16 protein-coding genes and 1 pseudogene are annotated in these 19597 nt (G+C 33.2%); 3 read left to right on the forward strand and 14 right to left on the reverse strand.

The annotated features are described in order from the left end of the window. Window positions 1-179: 179 nt before the first annotated feature. Window positions 180-374, reverse strand: a pseudogene (locus tag ABEY15_RS17135) (class I SAM-dependent methyltransferase); the annotation flags it as partial. Window positions 375-1144: 770 nt separating this feature from the next. Here ABEY15_RS17135 and ABEY15_RS17140 point away from each other — a divergent pair. Both ABEY15_RS17140 and ABEY15_RS17145 read left to right on the forward strand, forming a co-directional pair. Then, complete coding sequence (locus ABEY15_RS17140; RefSeq protein ID WP_429891351.1) at window positions 1145-1321, forward strand: hypothetical protein; 177 nt, start codon at window positions 1145-1147, stop codon at window positions 1319-1321. A gap of 418 nt (window positions 1322-1739) precedes the next feature. Continuing rightward, the gene (locus ABEY15_RS17145; RefSeq protein ID WP_429891352.1) at window positions 1740-2441 is read left to right on the forward strand and encodes an FHA domain-containing protein; all 702 of its coding nucleotides are present in this window, start codon (window positions 1740-1742) and stop codon (window positions 2439-2441) included. Window positions 2442-2575: 134 nt separating this feature from the next. On the opposite strand, the gene ABEY15_RS17150 is transcribed toward ABEY15_RS17145, so the two are convergent. From ABEY15_RS17150 to ABEY15_RS17165, 4 genes are all read right to left on the reverse strand, one after another. Beyond that, on the reverse strand, window positions 2576-2743 hold the full coding sequence (locus ABEY15_RS17150) for a hypothetical protein (RefSeq protein WP_429891353.1): 168 nt from the start codon (window positions 2741-2743) through the stop codon (window positions 2576-2578). A gap of 351 nt (window positions 2744-3094) precedes the next feature. Next, a complete protein-coding gene (locus ABEY15_RS17155) occupies window positions 3095-4204 on the reverse strand; it encodes a GerAB/ArcD/ProY family transporter (RefSeq protein WP_429891354.1) in 1110 nt (369 codons plus the stop codon). 19 nt (window positions 4205-4223) lie between these two features. Next, complete coding sequence (locus tag ABEY15_RS17160) at window positions 4224-5336, reverse strand: Ger(x)C family spore germination protein (protein WP_429891355.1); 1113 nt, start codon at window positions 5334-5336, stop codon at window positions 4224-4226. Then, the gene (locus ABEY15_RS17165; RefSeq protein WP_429891356.1) at window positions 5323-6837 is read right to left on the reverse strand and encodes a spore germination protein; all 1515 of its coding nucleotides are present in this window, start codon (window positions 6835-6837) and stop codon (window positions 5323-5325) included. Before ABEY15_RS17165 ends, ABEY15_RS17160 begins: the two co-directional genes overlap by 14 nt. Window positions 6838-7277: 440 nt before the next feature. Here ABEY15_RS17165 and ABEY15_RS17170 point away from each other — a divergent pair, with 440 nt between their 5' ends. Continuing rightward, entirely contained in the window at window positions 7278-8075 is a 798-nt protein-coding gene (locus ABEY15_RS17170) for an HAD family hydrolase (RefSeq protein ID WP_429891357.1), read from the forward strand. A gap of 184 nt (window positions 8076-8259) precedes the next feature. Here ABEY15_RS17170 and ABEY15_RS17175 read toward each other — a convergent pair whose 3' ends face one another. The 9 genes from ABEY15_RS17175 to ABEY15_RS17215 form a co-directional block, all read right to left on the reverse strand. Then, entirely contained in the window at window positions 8260-9477 is a 1218-nt protein-coding gene (locus ABEY15_RS17175; protein ID WP_429891358.1) for an MFS transporter, read from the reverse strand. A 42-nt stretch (window positions 9478-9519) separates the two neighbouring features. Next, a complete protein-coding gene (locus tag ABEY15_RS17180) occupies window positions 9520-10770 on the reverse strand; it encodes a Zn-dependent hydrolase (RefSeq protein WP_429891359.1) in 1251 nt (416 codons plus the stop codon). A 271-nt stretch (window positions 10771-11041) separates the two neighbouring features. Next, on the reverse strand, window positions 11042-11491 hold the full coding sequence (locus ABEY15_RS17185; RefSeq protein ID WP_429891360.1) for a nucleoside deaminase: 450 nt from the start codon (window positions 11489-11491) through the stop codon (window positions 11042-11044). Between the two features lie 79 nt (window positions 11492-11570). Continuing rightward, window positions 11571-13019, reverse strand: a complete 1449-nt coding sequence (locus ABEY15_RS17190) for a cytosine permease (RefSeq protein WP_429891361.1) — start codon at window positions 13017-13019, stop codon at window positions 11571-11573. Window positions 13020-13094: 75 nt separating this feature from the next. Further along, window positions 13095-14045: a carbamate kinase gene (gene arcC, locus ABEY15_RS17195; RefSeq protein ID WP_429891362.1), complete on the reverse strand. Its 951-nt coding sequence runs from the start codon at window positions 14043-14045 to the stop codon at window positions 13095-13097. Next, complete coding sequence (locus ABEY15_RS17200) at window positions 14045-15235, reverse strand: ankyrin repeat domain-containing protein (protein ID WP_429891363.1); 1191 nt, start codon at window positions 15233-15235, stop codon at window positions 14045-14047. The genes arcC and ABEY15_RS17200 overlap by 1 nt, the downstream gene beginning before the upstream one ends. A gap of 225 nt (window positions 15236-15460) precedes the next feature. Beyond that, window positions 15461-16888, reverse strand: coding sequence for a DUF1116 domain-containing protein (locus tag ABEY15_RS17205; protein WP_429891364.1), 1428 nt, complete (start codon window positions 16886-16888; stop codon window positions 15461-15463). Window positions 16889-16890: 2 nt separating this feature from the next. After that, a complete protein-coding gene (gene fdrA, locus ABEY15_RS17210) occupies window positions 16891-18435 on the reverse strand; it encodes an acyl-CoA synthetase FdrA (protein WP_429891365.1) in 1545 nt (514 codons plus the stop codon). Beyond that, on the reverse strand, window positions 18432-19310 hold the full coding sequence (locus ABEY15_RS17215) for a DUF2877 domain-containing protein (protein WP_429891366.1): 879 nt from the start codon (window positions 19308-19310) through the stop codon (window positions 18432-18434). Before ABEY15_RS17215 ends, fdrA begins: the two co-directional genes overlap by 4 nt. Between the last annotated feature and the right edge of the window lie 287 nt (window positions 19311-19597).

The following is a 19597-nucleotide window of genomic DNA, read 5'->3' on the forward strand; positions in this document are numbered from 1 at the left end:
AAAGAGCATTAATATGCAAATAAATTTTATTAGCTTCAATAATCGCCACATCATATTTTTAAAAGAAAAAACGTCACTACTTATAGTAGGAACGCGTAATTTTGGAACGATCAACTAAAATTTATTTAAAATGCATTTTCCTTTTCTGCTGAAATCATTAAAAACATCGGTCTTCGAGTTTAATCCTTCATTCCAGGTACTCTCTTTATCATTTCTTCAGAAGGAACAGGTTCTTTTACTGCTTTAATACGAAAACCGGCACCAATTAAGTCATTTATATAAGTCGAGATTGTGCGGTGATATTTAATTACATTATCAGTTAAAAATGAAGTCTCACGTAATCCTTCAGATTGATAATGATCAACTGGCCAATGCCTTATGGTATAATATGGAAATAAAAAAACAATTGTAATACTTTCTCTAACTTTAGTCAAACTAATCTAAATATTTCAAAAAGGAGTAACTTTATGAAAACATTGAGCTATTTAAGTTTCTCACTTCTTTATATCTTAGGATTATTTTTATTGTTAGACTTCATATTCAGGTTTCAAAACACAACCTTTGACAATACTTATTACACTGTTTTGTACCCTTTTTTAGGACTTTTTTTGATCGGTATATATGCTTCATTGCCAAAATTCGCAAGTAAGATTACAAAGGCGGGGTTATCTTATAGGTCTAATAATAAATTAAAGTGGTATGTTTTATTAATTTTCATTATCATTATTTCCTTAATTGTTTTAATACGATTTAATACTTACCAAAATATTTTAGTAACTATTCTATCTTTTTTGGGTTATGTACTCTCATTAATTACAGGATATAAATTAATAAGGTTTATAAATAAAAGCACAGAATAAAAGAAGCGGCCATATATAGGCCCCTTTAAATTGAATCGATTGTAAAATTTACAGATGATTTTAAAACTTTATTTGTAAATCTAGAATCTTTTAAAATTTGCATTTACGGTTTTTAAATCTAATCGAAACGTATTCGTTAACTTCATTTCGCTGATTTTGTTGCTTTAAGAGAGTGAAAAAAATGTTTGTCCATAACATTGTCTCCTCTATCATACTCAGTTCTTTATTTAATTCTAAATAAATACATGAACAAATTCCAATACTAGTCTTAAGAGGTGATATTAATGAGTAAATGGAACAAGCAAGCTGCAGCGAATAATAATTTACCATCTAGCACAATCCGTACATCTGAGCTTCTGTTAGGCAAGAAGGCAGACCATGAATTTTCAGAAGACCTTTCTGATGGCGGAGAAAGAAATCAAAATATAGAGATTCTAAATAAAAATCCTAAGCTGAAATAATTCTCTGTATGCTTCAATTAACAGAAACAAGAGCTAATCGAATTTCTGACGATTAGTTCTTAACAATAATTGTAAATAATTACTCTTTGAAGAGAAGTATAACTAGATGAAATGAAGTTGAGATAAAGATAAAATAAATTTAAGTAAATATGTAAAATTAAAAAAGCTAACTAATTTGTTAGCTTTTTTGCTTCTATGAAAGTCCTAATCCAATGATGGCTCAAAAATCATTATTTATGTTTAACTTTTATCCTATTTAGTTTCATTAATTCAATAGATTTTCATAGAATAGATCCATTTGTTCCTGCTTTTCCCCTTATTTGAAGACACAATAAATAATGAATTATCTTTACAAATTAGTTGCATATGATATACTCTTTTTTGGTTTAACTAGATTAGTTTTCAAAGGAGTAACTTCATGAGTATTCAAAACGTGTATCTTTCTATAAAACAAGGAGAAACAGCCACAAATCAGAATAGAATTCCTATTTCCTTTAATGAAACGTTGCTAGGTCGTACGTGGGGTGATGATTTCCCAGATATTCCTTTTACAAGTCAATATATTTCAAGAAAACATGCTTTAATTAGTTTCGATAAAGAAGAAAATTACACCATTGTTGATCTCATGAGTAAACATGGAACACAAGTAAATCATATTTTAATAGAAAAAAATAAACCATATTTCCTTCGTGATGGCGATTGTATAAGTCTTGCAAGTGGTGCCGCTGTACTTATTTTTCATAATTTATCAGAGCAGAACCTTGGAGACACACTTGATATGCCATTAGCTTTAGATAAATACATAAACGATTTCAATGGATTAACTGTGAATGTAGTTAAGAGAGAAATTTTAATTGATGGTGTAAGAATCCATCTAACTAGTAAAGATACAGAATTATTTTTATTGTTATATCAAAGAGCCAACAGCGCAGTAAGCTATAACGAAATTAAAATAAATGTTTGGCCGGAACGAATGACTAAAGATATTGAGCAACCTGATGTAGGACGTGAAGAAATTAATACCCTTATATATAGATTACGTAAGAAATTAGGTAAGTACGGTCAAAAGATTGTTTCAGTCCCTCGATATGGTTATATGTTTGATCTAGAGGATATTTAATAGTGTAAATAAATAAAAACTAATGAAAAAGAGTGTAGATTTTTTAAAAATTCTACACTCTTTTTAGCAAATAATAGTATTTGTTATAATAATTAACTAAAAACATTTACTTATTTATCGATAAATTATATAGCTTATAATAAATTAGCTCTTACTTTTCTCTCTAAAATAGTTAATTCAATATAAATTGCAATAAAAGAACACAATGAACCCACTACAAGAATTATTGCACATACATATACAGGTAGAATTAACAGAATGTACCCTAATATAGTTCCAACAACTAATAATAAATAAAACATTACAGTTCACCCTTTTTCACATTAATCAAATTAAATCGAAATCGTCTATAAAAAATTATGTACTCATGTAAAGGTAATACTTCATGCATTCTTACTCAATATCACATTGATAACAAAACACTAACATTTTAAAATTAATAATATTTTAGACTCACAAATGGATAAAGTAATGATTCATTTTAGTTATTAATAATGATGAAAAAACAATTTCAGTAAAATAAAAAACCTGTTCCGATATAGGAACAGGTTTAAAGTTGGTTATTTCATGTAATAAATCAACTATTAAATTAATCATACTATTTATTAACTATCTCCTTCTTGGTCCACAGAGATAAACAAATATATATCAAACTAATTTCTCCCTAAACGATCGGCTTTCTTAAAAGCTTGAAAGACCAAATAAATAATAAACAAAATTGGTATATAAAAATAAAGAAAGCTAGAAGTGGCATATGTCATAAAAGTCCCTATTTTCTCCACATCCAATTTACTTTTGAGACTGATCACCATGATATGAACAATAATTATTGAGAACCATAAAGTCTTTTTAGTTTTAAATTTAAACGATTCTTTTAATATTCGTAACGCTCCCCACAATCCCATACAACAAGGAGGAAGAATTACTAAGAGCCATAAAAATATATAAACATATTCAAATCTTTCGATAAACGGATAGCGAATAATTTTTGACATCATAAGGGTTGGCCAAGTTATATGTTTAAGTTGACCATGACTAAAATAACCAAATGAAACGAATGTAATAAATAAGTATAAAATGATTGTATACGCTTGTGAAATATGTGCCCATTTTTGAGATTTCTGATTATTTTTTATGAACGGAAAGTAAATAAGCAAAAATTCAGGCCCAGAGTACATCAGAATACAATACTTTGCTGAAACATAATAGTCACTTATACTATGATTAAACACTGGTAATAAATTCGTCCAATAAGCATATTTCAATGGAAAGTAAAATGTTAACAATAAAAGAGAAGGAATTATTACTCCCCAAAAACATATTCCTGTAATGACTCTAAATCCTCCGATGACCAAATATGTGATAACAAAAAGCATAATAAATGATAAGAGCCAAATTGGAAAATATGGAAAAACCCAAGTAATAAGAACTGCTATATAGGACCGAATGATTGTTGTAATGACTAAAAGCATGTAAATATAAAAAAAAGTATTTAATATATTTCCTATCCATTTTCCAAATAATTGTTGGTGTAACGACATAATATCTCCATTATTAGATTTCTTTAGCAAGTAATACATTAACCAAATAATAATATGTAAAGAGATACCAACTAATAAAACCGAAACCCATGCATCTTGTCCGGCTCCTTTTACTATATTACTTTGAAAATTCAGCAAGCCAATACCTGTTTGAGTACTATGAATAAGAAATAATAAAAAAAAGGGAGATACTGTCAGACTTTCTTTTAATTGTTTACTCATAGACAATCTCCTCCACTTTTTACTCGCCAATCCCAGATTGAAATAATACTACTTTTACATTCACATCAAATTTAATAGTTGGATACACCTTTTGATAAAATTCCTTTTCGTTCCATTTTCTCGAATGTGCTCGTGCTAAATCACCAATACCTAAAGGATCGACTTGATGTTTTTGAAAGGTTAATAATAGTTTTTCAAAATCTTCTTTCATCTGTTTTTCCAATTGATTGTTTAAAAATAGATTATTTTTTCTTTTCATTAAATCTAGCCATTCTGGATAATCTTTTACCATCCCATTTAGTGTAATATCAAATTTCATTTTTGTTTTATTCTTATTGGTTTTAATTAATCTTTTTTCATCCCCATTTAAAATCGTTAATATTGCAGAATCAATTTTATCTCCCTTCTGAATATTAAATTCTGTTTGTCCTCTCATTACTCTTCCTCTTAATATTTTATACAGTAAGCTTTCTTTTGGGTTTAAGATCAGAGCAAGTTTGTCCTTCTTAAATACAGCTAGTCCGTTCACTTCAATATTCTCGTTTTGATTTATCTTAATATAGGGTACTGAAGCATCTCTACCTTCTCCATAGTAATCAAATAAAAAACTATGAAATGTTGGAAGCGGTACAAATTGGTTCTTAAAATTTTGTTCAACCAATTTATAGATATAGTTGCTGTCTTTCTCTTTGTTTTTCTTTAATAATTCTCCTGCTGGTTCTTCTGAAACAGCCAATAGTGCATTGCTTCCAAGTAATGGATCCCTACAAACCGCCTTAACAAAATATGACACCCCATTTTCAGCTAGTTCTTTTCCAAAAATAAGAAGGTTCAACTTTCCAATTTCTATCGGTTTTGGGGATTGTTCATTTAAAGATTGTTTAATTAAAAGGGATTTCTTTCCGCTACCTTGGAGAATAGAGCTCCCTTTATTTCCTACATCGGTATAATCAGAATAAAGTGCCGTTCCAACATAATGATCATCAACCTTATCAAAACCATAAACTGATAGAATTTGTACTTCATCAATAATTTTTTGTCGTGGAAAAGAGCAGCCTGATACTAACAAGGTTAGTAGAAAAAAAGCACAAAATGCGCATAAATTTTTTCGATTTATACTATTCATTTTCATTATTACGATCATCCTTAACTTTATTAGGATTATATCTTTTTAATGAAAGAGGTCTTAAAAATCTACTTCGAGTCGATGTAAATTGATATGATGACCGAATAAAACTATCGCCGAAGCTTTTTATTCTAAAAGGATACAAAGGAACCATATACGGATTTCCCAATGATTTAAGCTTTAATAAATGCCCTAACAAAAGAACAAATCCTATTATTATTCCAAAACCTCCCATATATGCTGCAAGTAAAATAAGAGGAAACCGCAAAAGTCGAATGGCATTTGACATTTTAAATATAGGTGTTGTGAAAGAAGCAAGTGCAGACAGTGATACAATGATCAGTAAAATATTGCTCGTTAGTGCAGCTTGAACAGATGCCTGTCCGATTACAATACCACCTACAATTCCCAGTGTTTGTCCAATTTTTGTTGGTAAGCGAGCTCCAGCCTCTCTCAACAGTTCAATGGTAGTTTCCAAAAAAATGGCTTCCCATATTGGAGGAAATGGAACATGAGCTCTTGAACTAATGAGAGGTTGCAATAAATCATCAGGTAAAACTTCATAATGGTATGTTAAGATTGCTACGTAAATTGGTGTAGCAAACAATGAGAAAATAACACTCATTATACGAATGATTCGAAAAAACGATCCAAGCACCCAATTTAGATAATAATCTTCAGGAGAAATGAAAAAATCCAATATAGTAGTTGGTCCAGTAATAATGTAAGGCGATCCATTTGATAGGATTGCAACTTGCCCATTAACCATTGCATATACAACCCGATCAGTCCGTTCAGTTGATAAAAAAATTGGAAATGGCGTATTTGAGTTATCTGAAATAATTTGATCAATTTGAGAATTATCAAAAATAACATCGAAGTCGATGTCTTCCAATCGTTGACGAACAGTTTGTACATATTCTGGATTCGTAATTCCATCCAAATATGCAATAACTACTTCTGTTTTAGACATCGAACCTATTTTAATTTCCTCAAAAACTAACTCAGGTACAGCTAATTGTTTTCGAAGTAAATGAAGATTAGTACTTAGATTTTCAACAAATCCAACTTTTGGACCGATAACACTAAATTCATTTTCTGTATCATTATTCTCACGATAACCAAGATTTGCATTTTCTACGCTTATCGTCAAAAAGCGTTTGAAATACTTGAACTCAAGAATAACATATCCTTTTATTAATTTTTTTTCGATATCTAGTGGGTTATTTGTAAATTGGACATCCTCAAAAGGAATCGACTTCTTCACATCATTAATTGTACTAATTTTCTTAATATGCTCTTGTAATGACGGAAGTAAAAGGTTATTTATTTTATCGGCATCTACCATACTTTTAAAGTAGCTAATGGTTAGATCCTGTTCTTCAGATAATGAAAATTGGTAGAAATCACTCGATTTAGCAGCCTGTTGAAATATGGACGTTATTGACTTTTTTTCTTTCTCGCACTCTTGATTATTTAAATTTCGATCACCTGATTTTAAACGCATTTAGACCACCCAATCGAGTTTGTTTACTTATTACTATGTATTAAATATAGTCTACCTAGAATTTCCATTTTATTTCCTACTTTATTTTTTCGTACTTTCTAATTTATATACAATAAAAGCATTCAATTTATATTTAAATTAATTCTCTAATACATCCTTCCAATGCTTTAAACATTGAATTCCAACTATAAAACAGTAATTCTCGTCAACAAATTACTTAAAATTACTAATATGAGTAACCTTTAGTACAACAGGCTGAATTGTAATGAATTGTTTTTCATTGAATTGATTTACTTTAATTATTTAATTGTTATCACATTTGCAGTTATTTTTTTCTATTCCCTACTCATTAATCTTCAATAAATCTATACACTGAGTTTACTAGGTTTTAATATTCAGATGATATGATGGGTTTAACTTCAAATGAGGGGGCAGAATAAATGAATATTCGTGCATTATTTATCGATATGGATGGTACACTCTTAACAGTCTCAAACTACATTTCTCGCCGAAATATGGAAGCTATTAATAAGCTCATGGATCAAGGAGTCATGGTTTTTCTAGCAACTGGTCGACACTTTGAAGTGACCGCTCCCTACCATAAAGAAATTGGATTACAAACTCCGATGATTTGTTTGAACGGTGCCGCCATTCATGATGGTGAGACAGGAAAAATGATTCAAATGGAAACAGTCAAAGTGAACGAAGAACTACTCCATCATTTGACAGCTGAAAACCATTGTAATGTTATTATCCATACAGCTAATGGCCTTTACTGTAAAGAAACAAATGAAGAAATTGATTATTGGTCAAAAGTTGGGCAAATTCCGCCACGATACATTGGTGACTTAAGAATGGTTAATTATAATGATGTTCTTAAATATAGTGTTCGAACAAATGAACAAAATATTGAATTATCTGCTTTGTTTAAAAAGGAAGCAGAAGTCATAAATTGGAATGACGGTTTTGAAATGGTTGCTCCAAATGTTTCAAAATGGTCTGCTATAAAAAAACTACTTCGTGCATATCGAATTAATCCAAATGAAGTAGTAGCTATAGGAGACGGACCGAATGATATTGAAATGCTTCGTCATGTTGGCACAGGTGTGGCAATGGGGAACGCTTGCGAAGAAGTTAAAGCTGCATCTGACTTTGTAACTGCACATCATGAAAATGATGGATTAGCTGAATTTATAGAACGTTATCTTCTTAAATCAAAAGAAACATTTGCGATTTAGTATTTTTATATAAAATATGAAAATGTAATTCTAACAAGTTCAGTGAATAGGAGTAAATCCTAAAACAGCAATCAGAACAAAGGCTCAGATAAAATGTCTGGGCTTTTTTTGCTTTGGAATAGAATTTTATTAAATTAGAAATAAAAAAAAGGGGAAATTCTCCCCTTTTATTCTTTCCTTTCTATTATAATGCCTGATCCTTCACTCGACTAATATCTTGAATGTTTTTTCTATTCCTAGTCCCTACCCACCTAAAAGAAACAATACTACTAATTAGTAGTACGAATGCTCCAAACAAATAAGGAAGATTGATATGTATATCGAATAAAAACCCCGCAAGAATTGGTCCGAAAATTTGACCTAGGCTCATATAGGCATTGTTCAATCCTGCTACAAATCCTTGTTCATTTCCAGCTTCCCTCGAAAGCAATGTGTTAATCGTTGGACGTAAAATGTTATTAAATGTGAAATACAACATTGTTATGACCATTACATAAAAGAAATTTCCTGAGAATAGCAAGAACACAAGGGAAACTCCGGACAACAAGAGCATACTGCTAATAATAAGCTTTTCTCCAAACCTTTGTGTAAGGCGATTCGTCAGTACCAATTGGTTGAAAGTACCAATCAGTGAACAAACCATAAACAAGATCGATATTTCTCTTGTTGTAAATCCATAACTTTGAGTAACGAACAATGGATAGATTGCTTCAAAGTGAGTAAGTCCGAAACTAAGAGCAAATATCAATAACAATAAGATAAAATAACGAGATTTAACTGATTGTGCAAGTTGACGAAAAATATTTTCTTTCTTCGGTTTTGATTTTAAATGATTTAGACGTTCCTCTACAGTTTTGGATTCCGATAATAATGGTATGCAACTAATTACAGCTAAAAGACCGATAATTGCAGATGCGAAGAAAGGAGTCCTTGTGCCAAACTCAGCAAGTAACCCACCTAAACCCGGACCAACAATAAAACCAGATGACATGGAAGCACCTAGAAATGACATTGCTCTTGGCCTCTGTTCTTCAGTCGTGATATCAACCACATAAGCCATGATGGATGGAATCAATGCAGCAGCGCCCATCCCACCAATTAATCTTGAAACAAGAAAAATTGAAAAATGATCTGCAGTTGCAGCCAATAGGTTTGAAATAACGAATAGACACAGTCCAACGATAATCATCGGCTTCCGTCCGTATTTATCTGAGAAATCGCCAGCAATTGGCGAGAACAAAAACTGTGTTAAGCCAAAGGCAGATACTAAATATCCTGCTGCTTTTCCACCTGCTCCAAAATCGATAAGAAGCTCAGGAAGAATTGGAATGACAAGACCAATTCCAAGCATTGCAAGAAACATATAAGTTAGTAATAACGGTAAAGCAGATTTTGTTGACATGGATTTTTCCCTCTTTTACTTGTAAAAACAAATGTAATTGTACTAATTTGAAACAGAAATGCCTGCTTTTGCATAATGTAAAACCGCTTCTTCTAAAACATCAATTCCAATTAAAATATCATCAAGTTCAGTAAATTCATCAGGATGATGGCTTAGACCATCCTCAGATGGAACAAAAATGAGACCTACTGGGGCAAGTCTTGTCATATTCATTGCATCATGTCCTGCGCCACTTTGCATTACTTGAAAAGGAAGATCCTTTTTAATACAAATGGATTGTAGTCCATCAATCAGTTCAGGCGAAAGCAATACAGGCTCTTCGGAACTAATAATATTGGTTTCTATGTCTAACTTTCTATTTTTTTTAACATTTTCGATCGTTTTTAATAAATGCTCCAAAACGAACTTTCTTGATTGTACTGAGGAAGATCGAATGTCAATTTTCATAAGTACTTCTCCTGGGACTACGTTCATTGCACCAGAGTGGATATCCAATACGCCAACTGTAGCAACAGTACCATGTTCTTGTTCATGAATTGCAACTTTCTCTAGCTCTAATGCAATCTCAGAAGCTCCAAGAAGAGCGTCTTTTCTCATATTCATGGGAGTAGTTCCAGAATGAGACGCTTTTCCGTTTATTTTTACAAGAAGTCTAATAGGTGCTGCAATTCCAGTAACAATCCCAATTTTTTTATGATTATTTATTAATATTGGACCTTGCTCGACATGAAGCTCAAAAAACGCCTTAAATTCTTCATCTACTCTGCTTGCTTCATCAATACTATTAAAATCAAGGGCACAGTGAGCAAATGCTTTTTCCATCGTAATACCTTTACGATCTTCTAAATGACGGTATTTCTCTTTTTCAATTAGTCCCGCCATCGCTTTACTTCCTACAGTAGATACCCCAAAACGAGATGACTCTTCACAGGCAAATGAGATAATTTCGATTGGATGATCAGTTACAATATTTTTTTCATTTAATCGACTTATAACTTCGAGTGCCGCAATGACGCCTACTACTCCGTCATATTTCCCACCTTCGTACACTGAATCTAAATGAGATCCCATAGCAACAGGAGCCAGCCCCTCAACTTTTCCTTCTCTTCTTGCGATAACATTTCCACATTGATCCATTCGGATATCTAATTTTTCTGCTTTACACATACGTATAAATGCGTGTGTACAAGTTTGTTCCATATTTGAATAAGCTAGTCTTGTAATTCCTTTTTCCCCAGTGTTATACTGACTAATTTTATTAAAAAGTGTTAAATATCTTTCTTTACGATCCATGAGATATCTCCTGTCCTGTTATTTATCTTTTTTCCTACACTTAACGGGAAGTAAACCTCCACTAATAGAAATTTCATTTTATTAAAGGGAAGAGAAAACAATTCTATAACCATATTGGTAGCAAGATGTTCCTCATGAAAAGTTTGATTTTGAAATGTTAAAATCCGACTCCAATAACGAAAGAGCCGGATCGTGTTTTTATTCGTAAATGAACCAGTAGTAAAGCTTTCGATTATGCATGCTTTACTTGAAAAGGTAGTGTAAAAAAATATTATTTATTTATTTTGTGAAAATGTTCAAATAAATTATCACATTCTTCTCTTTTCTCCACCTTAACCATGTCAAGAACGCTTTTATCTTCACCTGTTAAATATTTACGAAGATGTAAATCAGAGAAACCATGAACATCTGCGTCTTCTGAAGTGTTGCAATAATAAACTTTCTTTATCCCAGACCAAATAATTGCAGCGACACACATAGGGCATGGTTCACAGGTTGCATAAATTTCACAATCAGATAAGTCCATAGTGTCTAACTTTTTGCAAGCCTCTCTGATTGCAACCATTTCCGCGTGCGCAGATGGGTCAGTATCTCTCATCATCGTGTTGCTAACAACTGCGATAATCTCGTCGCCTTTAACAATTGTTGCACCAAATGGTCCACCGACTTTATTATTCATTCCTTCAATTGTTTTTTCTGCTGCCATTTTCATGTAATCCATTATTAAACCCCTCCTAATATAAAATGGATATGTTTTTATTTTATGTTGCCCATCAACCTATGAATCTATAAAGCTTTTTTTACTTCGCTTTGCTTATTTTTCCAAAAAATGAATATAAAATAAACGATATAATTAATCCACTAAAGAAAGCAAATTCATTCATTTTTACTAAAAAAGGAATGTTCTTTAGTAGTGCACCTGACATTGGAAGTATAAAGCTTATTGCTAAAATAATCATAGCTTTAGGATTGTAACCATTCTTATATTCTCCATCGTTGCCTTTTGGTACATATATATGATCTAAATTCATTTGTCTTTTGCGGTGAATATAGAAGCTCGAAAGCATAATACCTGTAATAGGTCCGAAAATAGAACCAATAAAGCTATAAAAGTAAAATAATGTCGTCGGGCTAGATACAAGTTTCCAAGGTAAAATAATCGTTCCTATAATAGCTGTTAAAATTCCTGCCGATTTTATAGTAAACAATTTTGGGAAAAGTGCTGTCATTTGTAAACCTGATGGCAAAAGATTAGCAAAGACAACAAACGCTATCGCACCAACGTTTAATGCTAATATTAAGACGATAACTGAGAACGTATTTTCAATTTTATTAATTGCATGAACAATATTGAAGATTGGTTCACCGAAAGCGATTTCAGTACCTGCAATTAATGAGACACATGTGATTGCAAAAAGAATATAGGATAGGATAAAGCCTAAAGGTAATCCAATAATGAAATCCTTTGGAGTTTTAGCTCGATGTGTAAAATCAGAAATATTTACGACTGGGCCTGCCCAGTTAGATACTAAAGCACTCACACAGGCAATAAATACTAGTGGACTACTAGTCGGGGCCTTTGGAACATAATCAAAAATTGGTCCAAAACCTCCAGCCATATTAATCGCCCAAACAGCCGCACCAATGATAAATACGTAAACGACTGGTGAAGACCAACTACCAAATTTGTTTAATACATTCATTCCACCTAAGAAAAGTAAAACTGTAACTGTCCAGAGTATTGCGTATGATATCATCGTTGGGACTGTTAATCCAAGTAGATTAAAATCCCCACCTAGAGACAGATAGTTCGGCATAAATCTTGTAAAAATAACATTCAAAGATTCCGCTCCAACAACGGTTGTAGTACCAAAAAATACAATTCCAGCAATTAGACCACGACATATTGCTGGAATAATCGCTCCTTTTACACCAAACGTATCACGAAGTAACATTGTAAATGGCAAACCATATTTTGATGCAGCATAACCATTAAGACAATATAATGTTGCGACAATAATGGCTGACATTAAAACAGCTAAGATAACTTGCTTCGTATTAAGGCCGAGAACAAAAAATCCTGCTACTGTCATATAAGACATGATATTATGAACAGCACCCATCCAAACGGTAATAAAGTTGGACATTCCCCAATCTCTTTGATTTGGCGATTTGGGTAACAGTTCTTCTGAATATCCATAAGATTTATATAGTTCTTGATCACTAGTTGCTAATTTAGCTTCTTCCATCATTAACACCTCTTACTCTTCTAAATAGTAAGGAAAAATTCCATGCTATTTTGTAATCAACATTAGATAATGCCATTAATTTACAATATGAGTACCTGCTTGTTCATTTATTGCTTCTTTCAAGCTTTCAGGATTCGTTATAATGACTCTCTTTCCATTATTTTGTAAGAAACTTAAACTAGCCTCAATTTTTGGTAGCATACTTCCTGGAGGAAAATGATTTTCAAGGACATATTGTTTCGTCTCTTCTACAGTAATTGTTTCAAGTGCTTTTTGATTTGGTTTCCCAAAATTAATACATACCCTTGGTACACCAGTTGTGACAATTAACGTCTCCGCATGAATTTGTTCTGCTAATAGACTTGTAGCAAAATCTTTATCGATAACTGCGTCAATACCCTCGTATGTTTTATCATCCTTTTTCACGACCGGAATTCCACCGCCACCTACGGCAATTACCACGTAACCATCCTCAATTAATGAATAAATAACCTCTTTTTCAACAATATCGGTTGGTCTTGGTGATGGAACAACTCTACGATATCCACGTCCAGAATCTTCAACAAAAACCCAGTTTGGGTGATCTTTTTTCATTTCTTCAGCTTGTTCGAGTGTAAAGAATGAGCCAACTGGTTTTGTAGGATTTTTGAAATTAGGATCATCAGCACTAACTTCAACTTGAGTTATAACAGTAGCTACTTTCTTGTTGATTCCTCTTTTTGCAAATTCGTTAGTTAACGCCTGTTGTATTTGGTAACCGATACCACCTTGTGTATCTGCCACGTTGTTAACGAGAGGTACGGTTGGCATACCTGCTACTTCACTAGCAATCTCAGATCTTTGTAAAGCAAATCCAACTTGTGGACCATTACCATGTGTTACGACAATTTCATAGCCTTCTTGTACCATATCTGCTATATTTACAACCGTTTCTTGTACGGCTTCATATTGGTCTTGAGTCGTGTTGCGGCCATTTTCTCTTACTAGAGCATTGCCTCCGATCGCAACGATCACTAATTTCCCCATTATTTACCTCCTAAGTTTTTAAACTCTTTAATACTTAGCAAATTGAGAGATTGCTCTTTATGAAGATGATATAATGAATTAGTTGGATCATTTTCAATAGCATTTTCAATTGCTTCTACAGCTTCTTCATGTCTCTCTAGCGATCTAAGACTATTCGCTTTATGAAACGAAAAATCATATCTTTTTGGCTGAAGAGCTAGAAGATTATTCATTGCTTGAACAGCTTCTTTATGTCTTCCAAGTTCTCTTAAATAATTTGATTTATGATAAAGATAAAAAGTTTCATTAGGATCAAGTAAGACAGCTTTATCATATTCGCCTAAAGCTTCATCCGGTTTATTCATTAATCTTAAGCAATTTGCAGTGTAAAAATAAAATTCAAGATTTTCTGGATCAATAGCTAGGGCATTGTTGTATTGTACGAGGGCTTCTTCGTATTGTTTTAATTCTTGTAAGAAATACCCTTTGTAGTAGATTAAATCAATGTTTTTACTGTCTATTTCAAGCGCACTATTTATGACTAAAATAGCTTCCTCGTATCTATTTGCCTTTGCCATTTGTTTGGCTTTCTTAATCGATTCATTCTTTTCGACATACTCTTTATTAAGGATTTTTACAACCTTATGCTGATTTAGATCAATAGCATGTTGTAAAGATGATTTTCCATCACGATCTACTAAGTAACCATCTGCACCGGCATCAACAAGTAGTTCGATTACATCAGAATACAAAAGACCACCATTTCCTAAAATAACTGCTTCAAGTAAAGCCGACCAACCTAATTTATTTGTATGATTAACGGGTACTCCTGCCTCTAAACAAATTTGTACAGTTTTTAGGTAGCCTTTTTCACTGGATGGTAATAAAGCAGTTCCACCAAATCGATTCACGCTATTTAAATCAGCCCCATACTTTAACATCATGCTTAAGATTTCATGAAATCCGTTTGCTCCAGAACAAATAAACGGTGTTAATTGCGTAATATCTCTTGTGTTAACGTCACTACCAGCTTCCAATAACCGTTTTACAATTTCGATTTGATTTTTTTGGGTAGCCGCCATTAATGCTGTACGACCATCAGAATCCTTATACTCAACACTTGCTCCTTTTGATAAAAACCGTTCAACTCCCTCTAAATCTCCTCGCTGACTTGCGAGAATTAATTCTGAATTTAAGGATTGATTTTCCATAACTTTCCTCTCCCTCTGTTGTTTTCTTATATGAAATGGCTGGCCGCATTTAAAATTCCAAAGATTGAATTTTAGGGCCTGACGCTTACTTTTTTGGTCAGACCCTAAGAATTAACTAAGACAATCTGCTTGGACTACTCCCCTACAAAGACAACAGTTGGAGAGCGGTTTAAAATTCGAATAATTCAAAGTACGTTTTCCTTTAAATCACACGAGTATACCGTATTATTTAATGTTTTCACTTAAAGTTAATAAAGCCTTTTCAAACGCTTCAACTGGTGGATACGTGATCCCTGCACCAATCATGCCAATACCTGCTTCTTTATGGGCAATAGCCGTATTAATAACTGGCATGATTCCTGTTTGAATTACTTTTCTTACATCAATTCCTGTTGAAATACCCATGAAATCTAGTAAAGGAATCGTGACATTTGGATTTTCATCCGTTGTAATTTCTTTCATTTTTGTCGAAAAGCCAATTGCTTCATCTACTGTTCCACCTACAAGTGCGACAATCGCTGGAGCTGTTGCCATTGCAAATCCACCGATTCCGTATGTTTCTGTAATTGCACTATCTCCAATATCTAGACCTGAATCTTCTGGTTTATATCCTGCAAACATTGGTCCTACAACTTTTTGCGCTGGTCCAGTAAACCAAGTATTTCCTGCCATACCACTTACTCGAATACCGAATTCTACCCCATTACGTGCCATCGTTGTGACTATCGTACTATTTTCAATACCATGAGCAGCATCAAGTGCACACTTACAAAGCGCCATCCAAGTTGGACCTGAGAAATAATCACTGCTAGCTACGAAATCAAATACTTCACGTTTTTGTTCTGTTGTAAAATCTGTTTCCAAAATATAAGGGGTCAAAGCTTGAATTAACAAAGCTGTACCTGCATTGTTTCGATTGTGACACTCATCTCCCATATGAAGAGCTTGTGCAAGCATTAATCGTAAATCAATTCCATCTTTATTTAGCTTCATCGCATCTCTTAAAATTGGACCAAATACATCGCGCATCCAGATTAAACGATCAACGACACTTTGATCATTTGCACCCATTCTTAAGATTTTTGCCATCTGTTCACTTAAGTTTGTATAAGCAATATTGCCGTAAGTTTTATTTTCAACAATGTGCATAAACATAGAAGCTGATGTTACACCAGCCATAGAGCCTACACAATTGTGCTCATGACATGGTGAGAATGTAATTGCACCAGAAGCCGCAACTTCATATGCTTCCTCTAAATTATTTGCTAAACCTTCATACACAATTGCCCCTGTAACTGCGCCTTTCATCGGACCGCTCATTTTATCCCAAGTAATTGGTGGGCCAGCATGGAGAATTGTATGTTTCGTCATACCTGGCACACAATTGATTGCTTGGTCAAAACCAATTAATACTGGTTGAGAATTAATAATACGTTCTACAGCTAATTTATTTGCTGCTTCAATCTTTTCCATTACACTGGAATCTTCTAACTTATCAAGAGCTGCAATTAATTCGGGATTTCCTCCACCTGGTGGTGTCCATTCTAAATGAGTTGCACTTGCATTTTGCTTTAAAATATCATCTTTAAAGAATTCAATCCCTACGTTAATAGCAGAAATTTTACTATTAAAAAGTTCGTTAATTTTATTCATGACTATTCTCCTTTCACAACGAATTCTCTAGCTAACAGACCTGCATTTGTACTGCTACTAGCGTGTGTTACCCCTACAGCCAATAATTTGTTTACTTGATCATCAAAGTTTTGTGGGTCTAAGTCTGTTCCAAGAACGTATCCAATTATCTCTAAGTGTCTACCTTCTTTTTCAGCTAACTCCTTCGCTTCGATAATAGCAGGAAGCATTACGCCAACTGGATCTTCGTGAGAACCATAGCCTAAAACAAAGTCCATAACGATAACACCAACCGAAGAATCCTTCGCTTCTTGTAAAAATCTAGCGATTCGAGTTGACGGATCAATCATTGGATGAGGTTTTCCTTGTGTAAAATCATCATCACCTAAGTCAATGAAAGTATGTTCTTGACTAACATTAATGTCTTTTAATAGGTAATCAGGATTTTTCTGGATATTGCTATACACATTGTCAAATTTATCAATCGCTGCGTACATCGCTTCGTCACATAATGTACCGCCACAAAATAATCCACGGATATATTTTTGTTCTGGCGTTAATTTTGCACGGACCTCTTCAATAAGTGGAATATTTAAAGCACGCTTGTTTATACTGCCTTCATCAGCTCCAGCTAAAAGTACTGCTTTAAGCGCAGCTTCTTTTGACATTTTCGCAAAATGTCCTCCTGCTTGAACTACTTTTTCTTCATCTCCACCAATGAACCAAACAACAACTGGCTTTTTGCATTGCTTAATTTGAGCTAGCACTTTTTCTTCTACACTTGGTGCAGGTGGCTTAGAAACTAGTACGATTACCTTTGTAGCTTCATCTTCGTCTAACGCTTTAATCGCATCTAACATCATAATTCCGCCAACTTCTTCACTTAAATCACGACCGCCAGTACCGATTAATTGAGTAATTCCACCACCAAAGTCATGGATTCGAACACTAACCTCTTGACTACCAGTTCCTGATGCACCTACGATTCCGATATTTCCTTTTCTTACAGCATTTGAGAATGCTAATCCTACATTACTGATAATCGCTGTTCCACAATCAGGTCCCATCATTAATAAGCCTTTTTCATGAGCCAGCTTTTTCAGTTCGATTTCTTCTACAACGCTTACATTATCGCTAAATAGCATGACATGTAGATTATTTTCAAGTGCTTTTCTTGCTTCTCTAGCAGCAAATGCACCATTAACTGAAATAACTGCTAAATTTGCTTCGGGTATACTCTTTGCAGCGGAAGTAATCGTTGAATAAACGATCTCGCTTTTCACTTTAGATGCATTTTTATTTGTTAATAATTCATCAATTTCAATGAAAGCGTTTTCACACGATTCATCAGTTTCTGCTTTTACAACAATAATCAAATCACTATTTTTTGCTTCTTCAACTTCGGGAGTATTCAAACCTACATTTTTAATTACTCCTTTATTCATTTCAGTACCCATTGCAATGATCGCTTGGTCTATTCCTTCAATTTGGTTCGCTTTCGTTGATAAAGACATTAAAGAAACTGAATCAAAAAATGTATTTGGCTTTACCACAACTTGTACAGTCATATTTTTCCTCCACCTTTCATTTTCGCTTCCAACCCACAGACAAGTCCTAATGCTATATCTGTTCCGGATGAAGATCCGATGTTTAATACTTTCGTTAAAGCGAGAATCAAGTCATCTTCATTTCCGTTTACTAAAGAATGAATTAAACGAATAAGAGACTCTCTCACTTTACCAATTGATGCTTTTTTTAAAGCCATATAGCTTATTTCGTTCGTTAAACCTTTTGCTTTTTTAACCACTTCCTCACAAAATGCTTTTTGAGTAAAGCATTGATTCATATTGAAAATGGTTAATAATCCAACTAAAAAATCATCACCAGATGGCGTTAATCCTGGACCAAGACCTATTAGTGAAATGGCATGCTGTAAGGCACTAGTCATCCGGTTGTTTAATAAATCGTTCAATAGCAAACTCGTTCGTGCCTGAAGAATTTTCGACATTTCATTTTCAAAAATGGTCGGATATGAAAGGGCTTCTTTTATTCCACCACTTTTTCCATGAAGGTCGATGAATTGCTTCATGAATGCGAGACTAACTTTTAAACCATCTAAATTTTTTGGTAATAAAGGAAGGATGCTCTCCCATTGTTCAACATTCACAATGTGGATGGAAAATTTATTTGCAATTTGTAAAATTTGATTTTCTACAAAAACAGTATCGTTTATTTTTAGATCCATCTTTTCAAAACAATCGACATCAATAACAAGTGTATTTGGCCCGTTATCCATTTCTCTGCAAGCGATCGTGAACAATTCACCATTTTCACATTGAATATTGAATGTCCGATTAAATATACTGTGGACAAAACCACTCAAATTTGAATTTTTAATTTTTAGGATAAAATCAACATCACCAGATTTTGCTGCAAATATCATTAGAGTCACCTCACCAATCTGGAAGAAATCCTATTCTCTATCCATGTCACACCCATTTTTATTTCCTGTAAAACCATAAGTGGTTTACCCATGATAAGATTTGTTAGATTGTTACAAAATAAGCTAGTAAAAAACATCTTTTAGTCATTTTGATTAATAACTTTCTTTGTCATTGAATTAAAAAAACAAAGATTTTCTACAAAATATTTGACGATTAGCTAACCTTACGTGATTATTTTAGTATGAATACCTTATACCGTCATCGTTTAGAAAAACCAAAAAACAAG

Origin of the sequence: Gottfriedia acidiceleris, from assembly GCF_050457485.1 — a bacterium.
GTDB classification, from domain to species: Bacteria; Bacillota; Bacilli; order Bacillales; family Bacillaceae_G; genus Gottfriedia; species Gottfriedia acidiceleris_D.

Excerpts from the sequence above, each read along its gene's own strand:
- ABEY15_RS17145 (WP_429891352.1), top strand. The coding sequence starts at position 1,740 with ATGAGTATTCAAAACGTGTATCTTTCTATAAAACAAGGAGAAACAGCC.
- ABEY15_RS17155 (WP_429891354.1), bottom strand. The coding sequence starts at position 4,204 with ATGAGTAAACAATTAAAAGAAAGTCTGACAGTATCTCCCTTTTTTTTA.
- ABEY15_RS17205 (WP_429891364.1), bottom strand. The coding sequence starts at position 16,888 with ATGAATAAAATTAACGAACTTTTTAATAGTAAAATTTCTGCTATTAAC.
- ABEY15_RS17180 (WP_429891359.1), bottom strand. The coding sequence starts at position 10,770 with ATGGATCGTAAAGAAAGATATTTAACACTTTTTAATAAAATTAGTCAG.
- arcC (WP_429891362.1), bottom strand. The coding sequence starts at position 14,045 with ATGGGGAAATTAGTGATCGTTGCGATCGGAGGCAATGCTCTAGTAAGA.
- fdrA (WP_429891365.1), bottom strand. The coding sequence starts at position 18,435 with ATGACTGTACAAGTTGTGGTAAAGCCAAATACATTTTTTGATTCAGTT.
- ABEY15_RS17215 (WP_429891366.1), bottom strand. The coding sequence starts at position 19,310 with ATGATATTTGCAGCAAAATCTGGTGATGTTGATTTTATCCTAAAAATT.
- ABEY15_RS17140 (WP_429891351.1), top strand. The coding sequence starts at position 1,145 with ATGAGTAAATGGAACAAGCAAGCTGCAGCGAATAATAATTTACCATCT.
- ABEY15_RS17175 (WP_429891358.1), bottom strand. The coding sequence starts at position 9,477 with ATGTCAACAAAATCTGCTTTACCGTTATTACTAACTTATATGTTTCTT.
- ABEY15_RS17170 (WP_429891357.1), top strand. The coding sequence starts at position 7,278 with ATGAATATTCGTGCATTATTTATCGATATGGATGGTACACTCTTAACA.
- ABEY15_RS17190 (WP_429891361.1), bottom strand. The coding sequence starts at position 13,019 with ATGGAAGAAGCTAAATTAGCAACTAGTGATCAAGAACTATATAAATCT.
- ABEY15_RS17150 (WP_429891353.1), bottom strand. The coding sequence starts at position 2,743 with ATGTTTTATTTATTATTAGTTGTTGGAACTATATTAGGGTACATTCTG.
- ABEY15_RS17160 (WP_429891355.1), bottom strand. The coding sequence starts at position 5,336 with ATGAAAATGAATAGTATAAATCGAAAAAATTTATGCGCATTTTGTGCT.
- ABEY15_RS17185 (WP_429891360.1), bottom strand. The coding sequence starts at position 11,491 with ATGGATTACATGAAAATGGCAGCAGAAAAAACAATTGAAGGAATGAAT.
- ABEY15_RS17200 (WP_429891363.1), bottom strand. The coding sequence starts at position 15,235 with ATGGAAAATCAATCCTTAAATTCAGAATTAATTCTCGCAAGTCAGCGA.
- ABEY15_RS17165 (WP_429891356.1), bottom strand. The coding sequence starts at position 6,837 with ATGCGTTTAAAATCAGGTGATCGAAATTTAAATAATCAAGAGTGCGAG.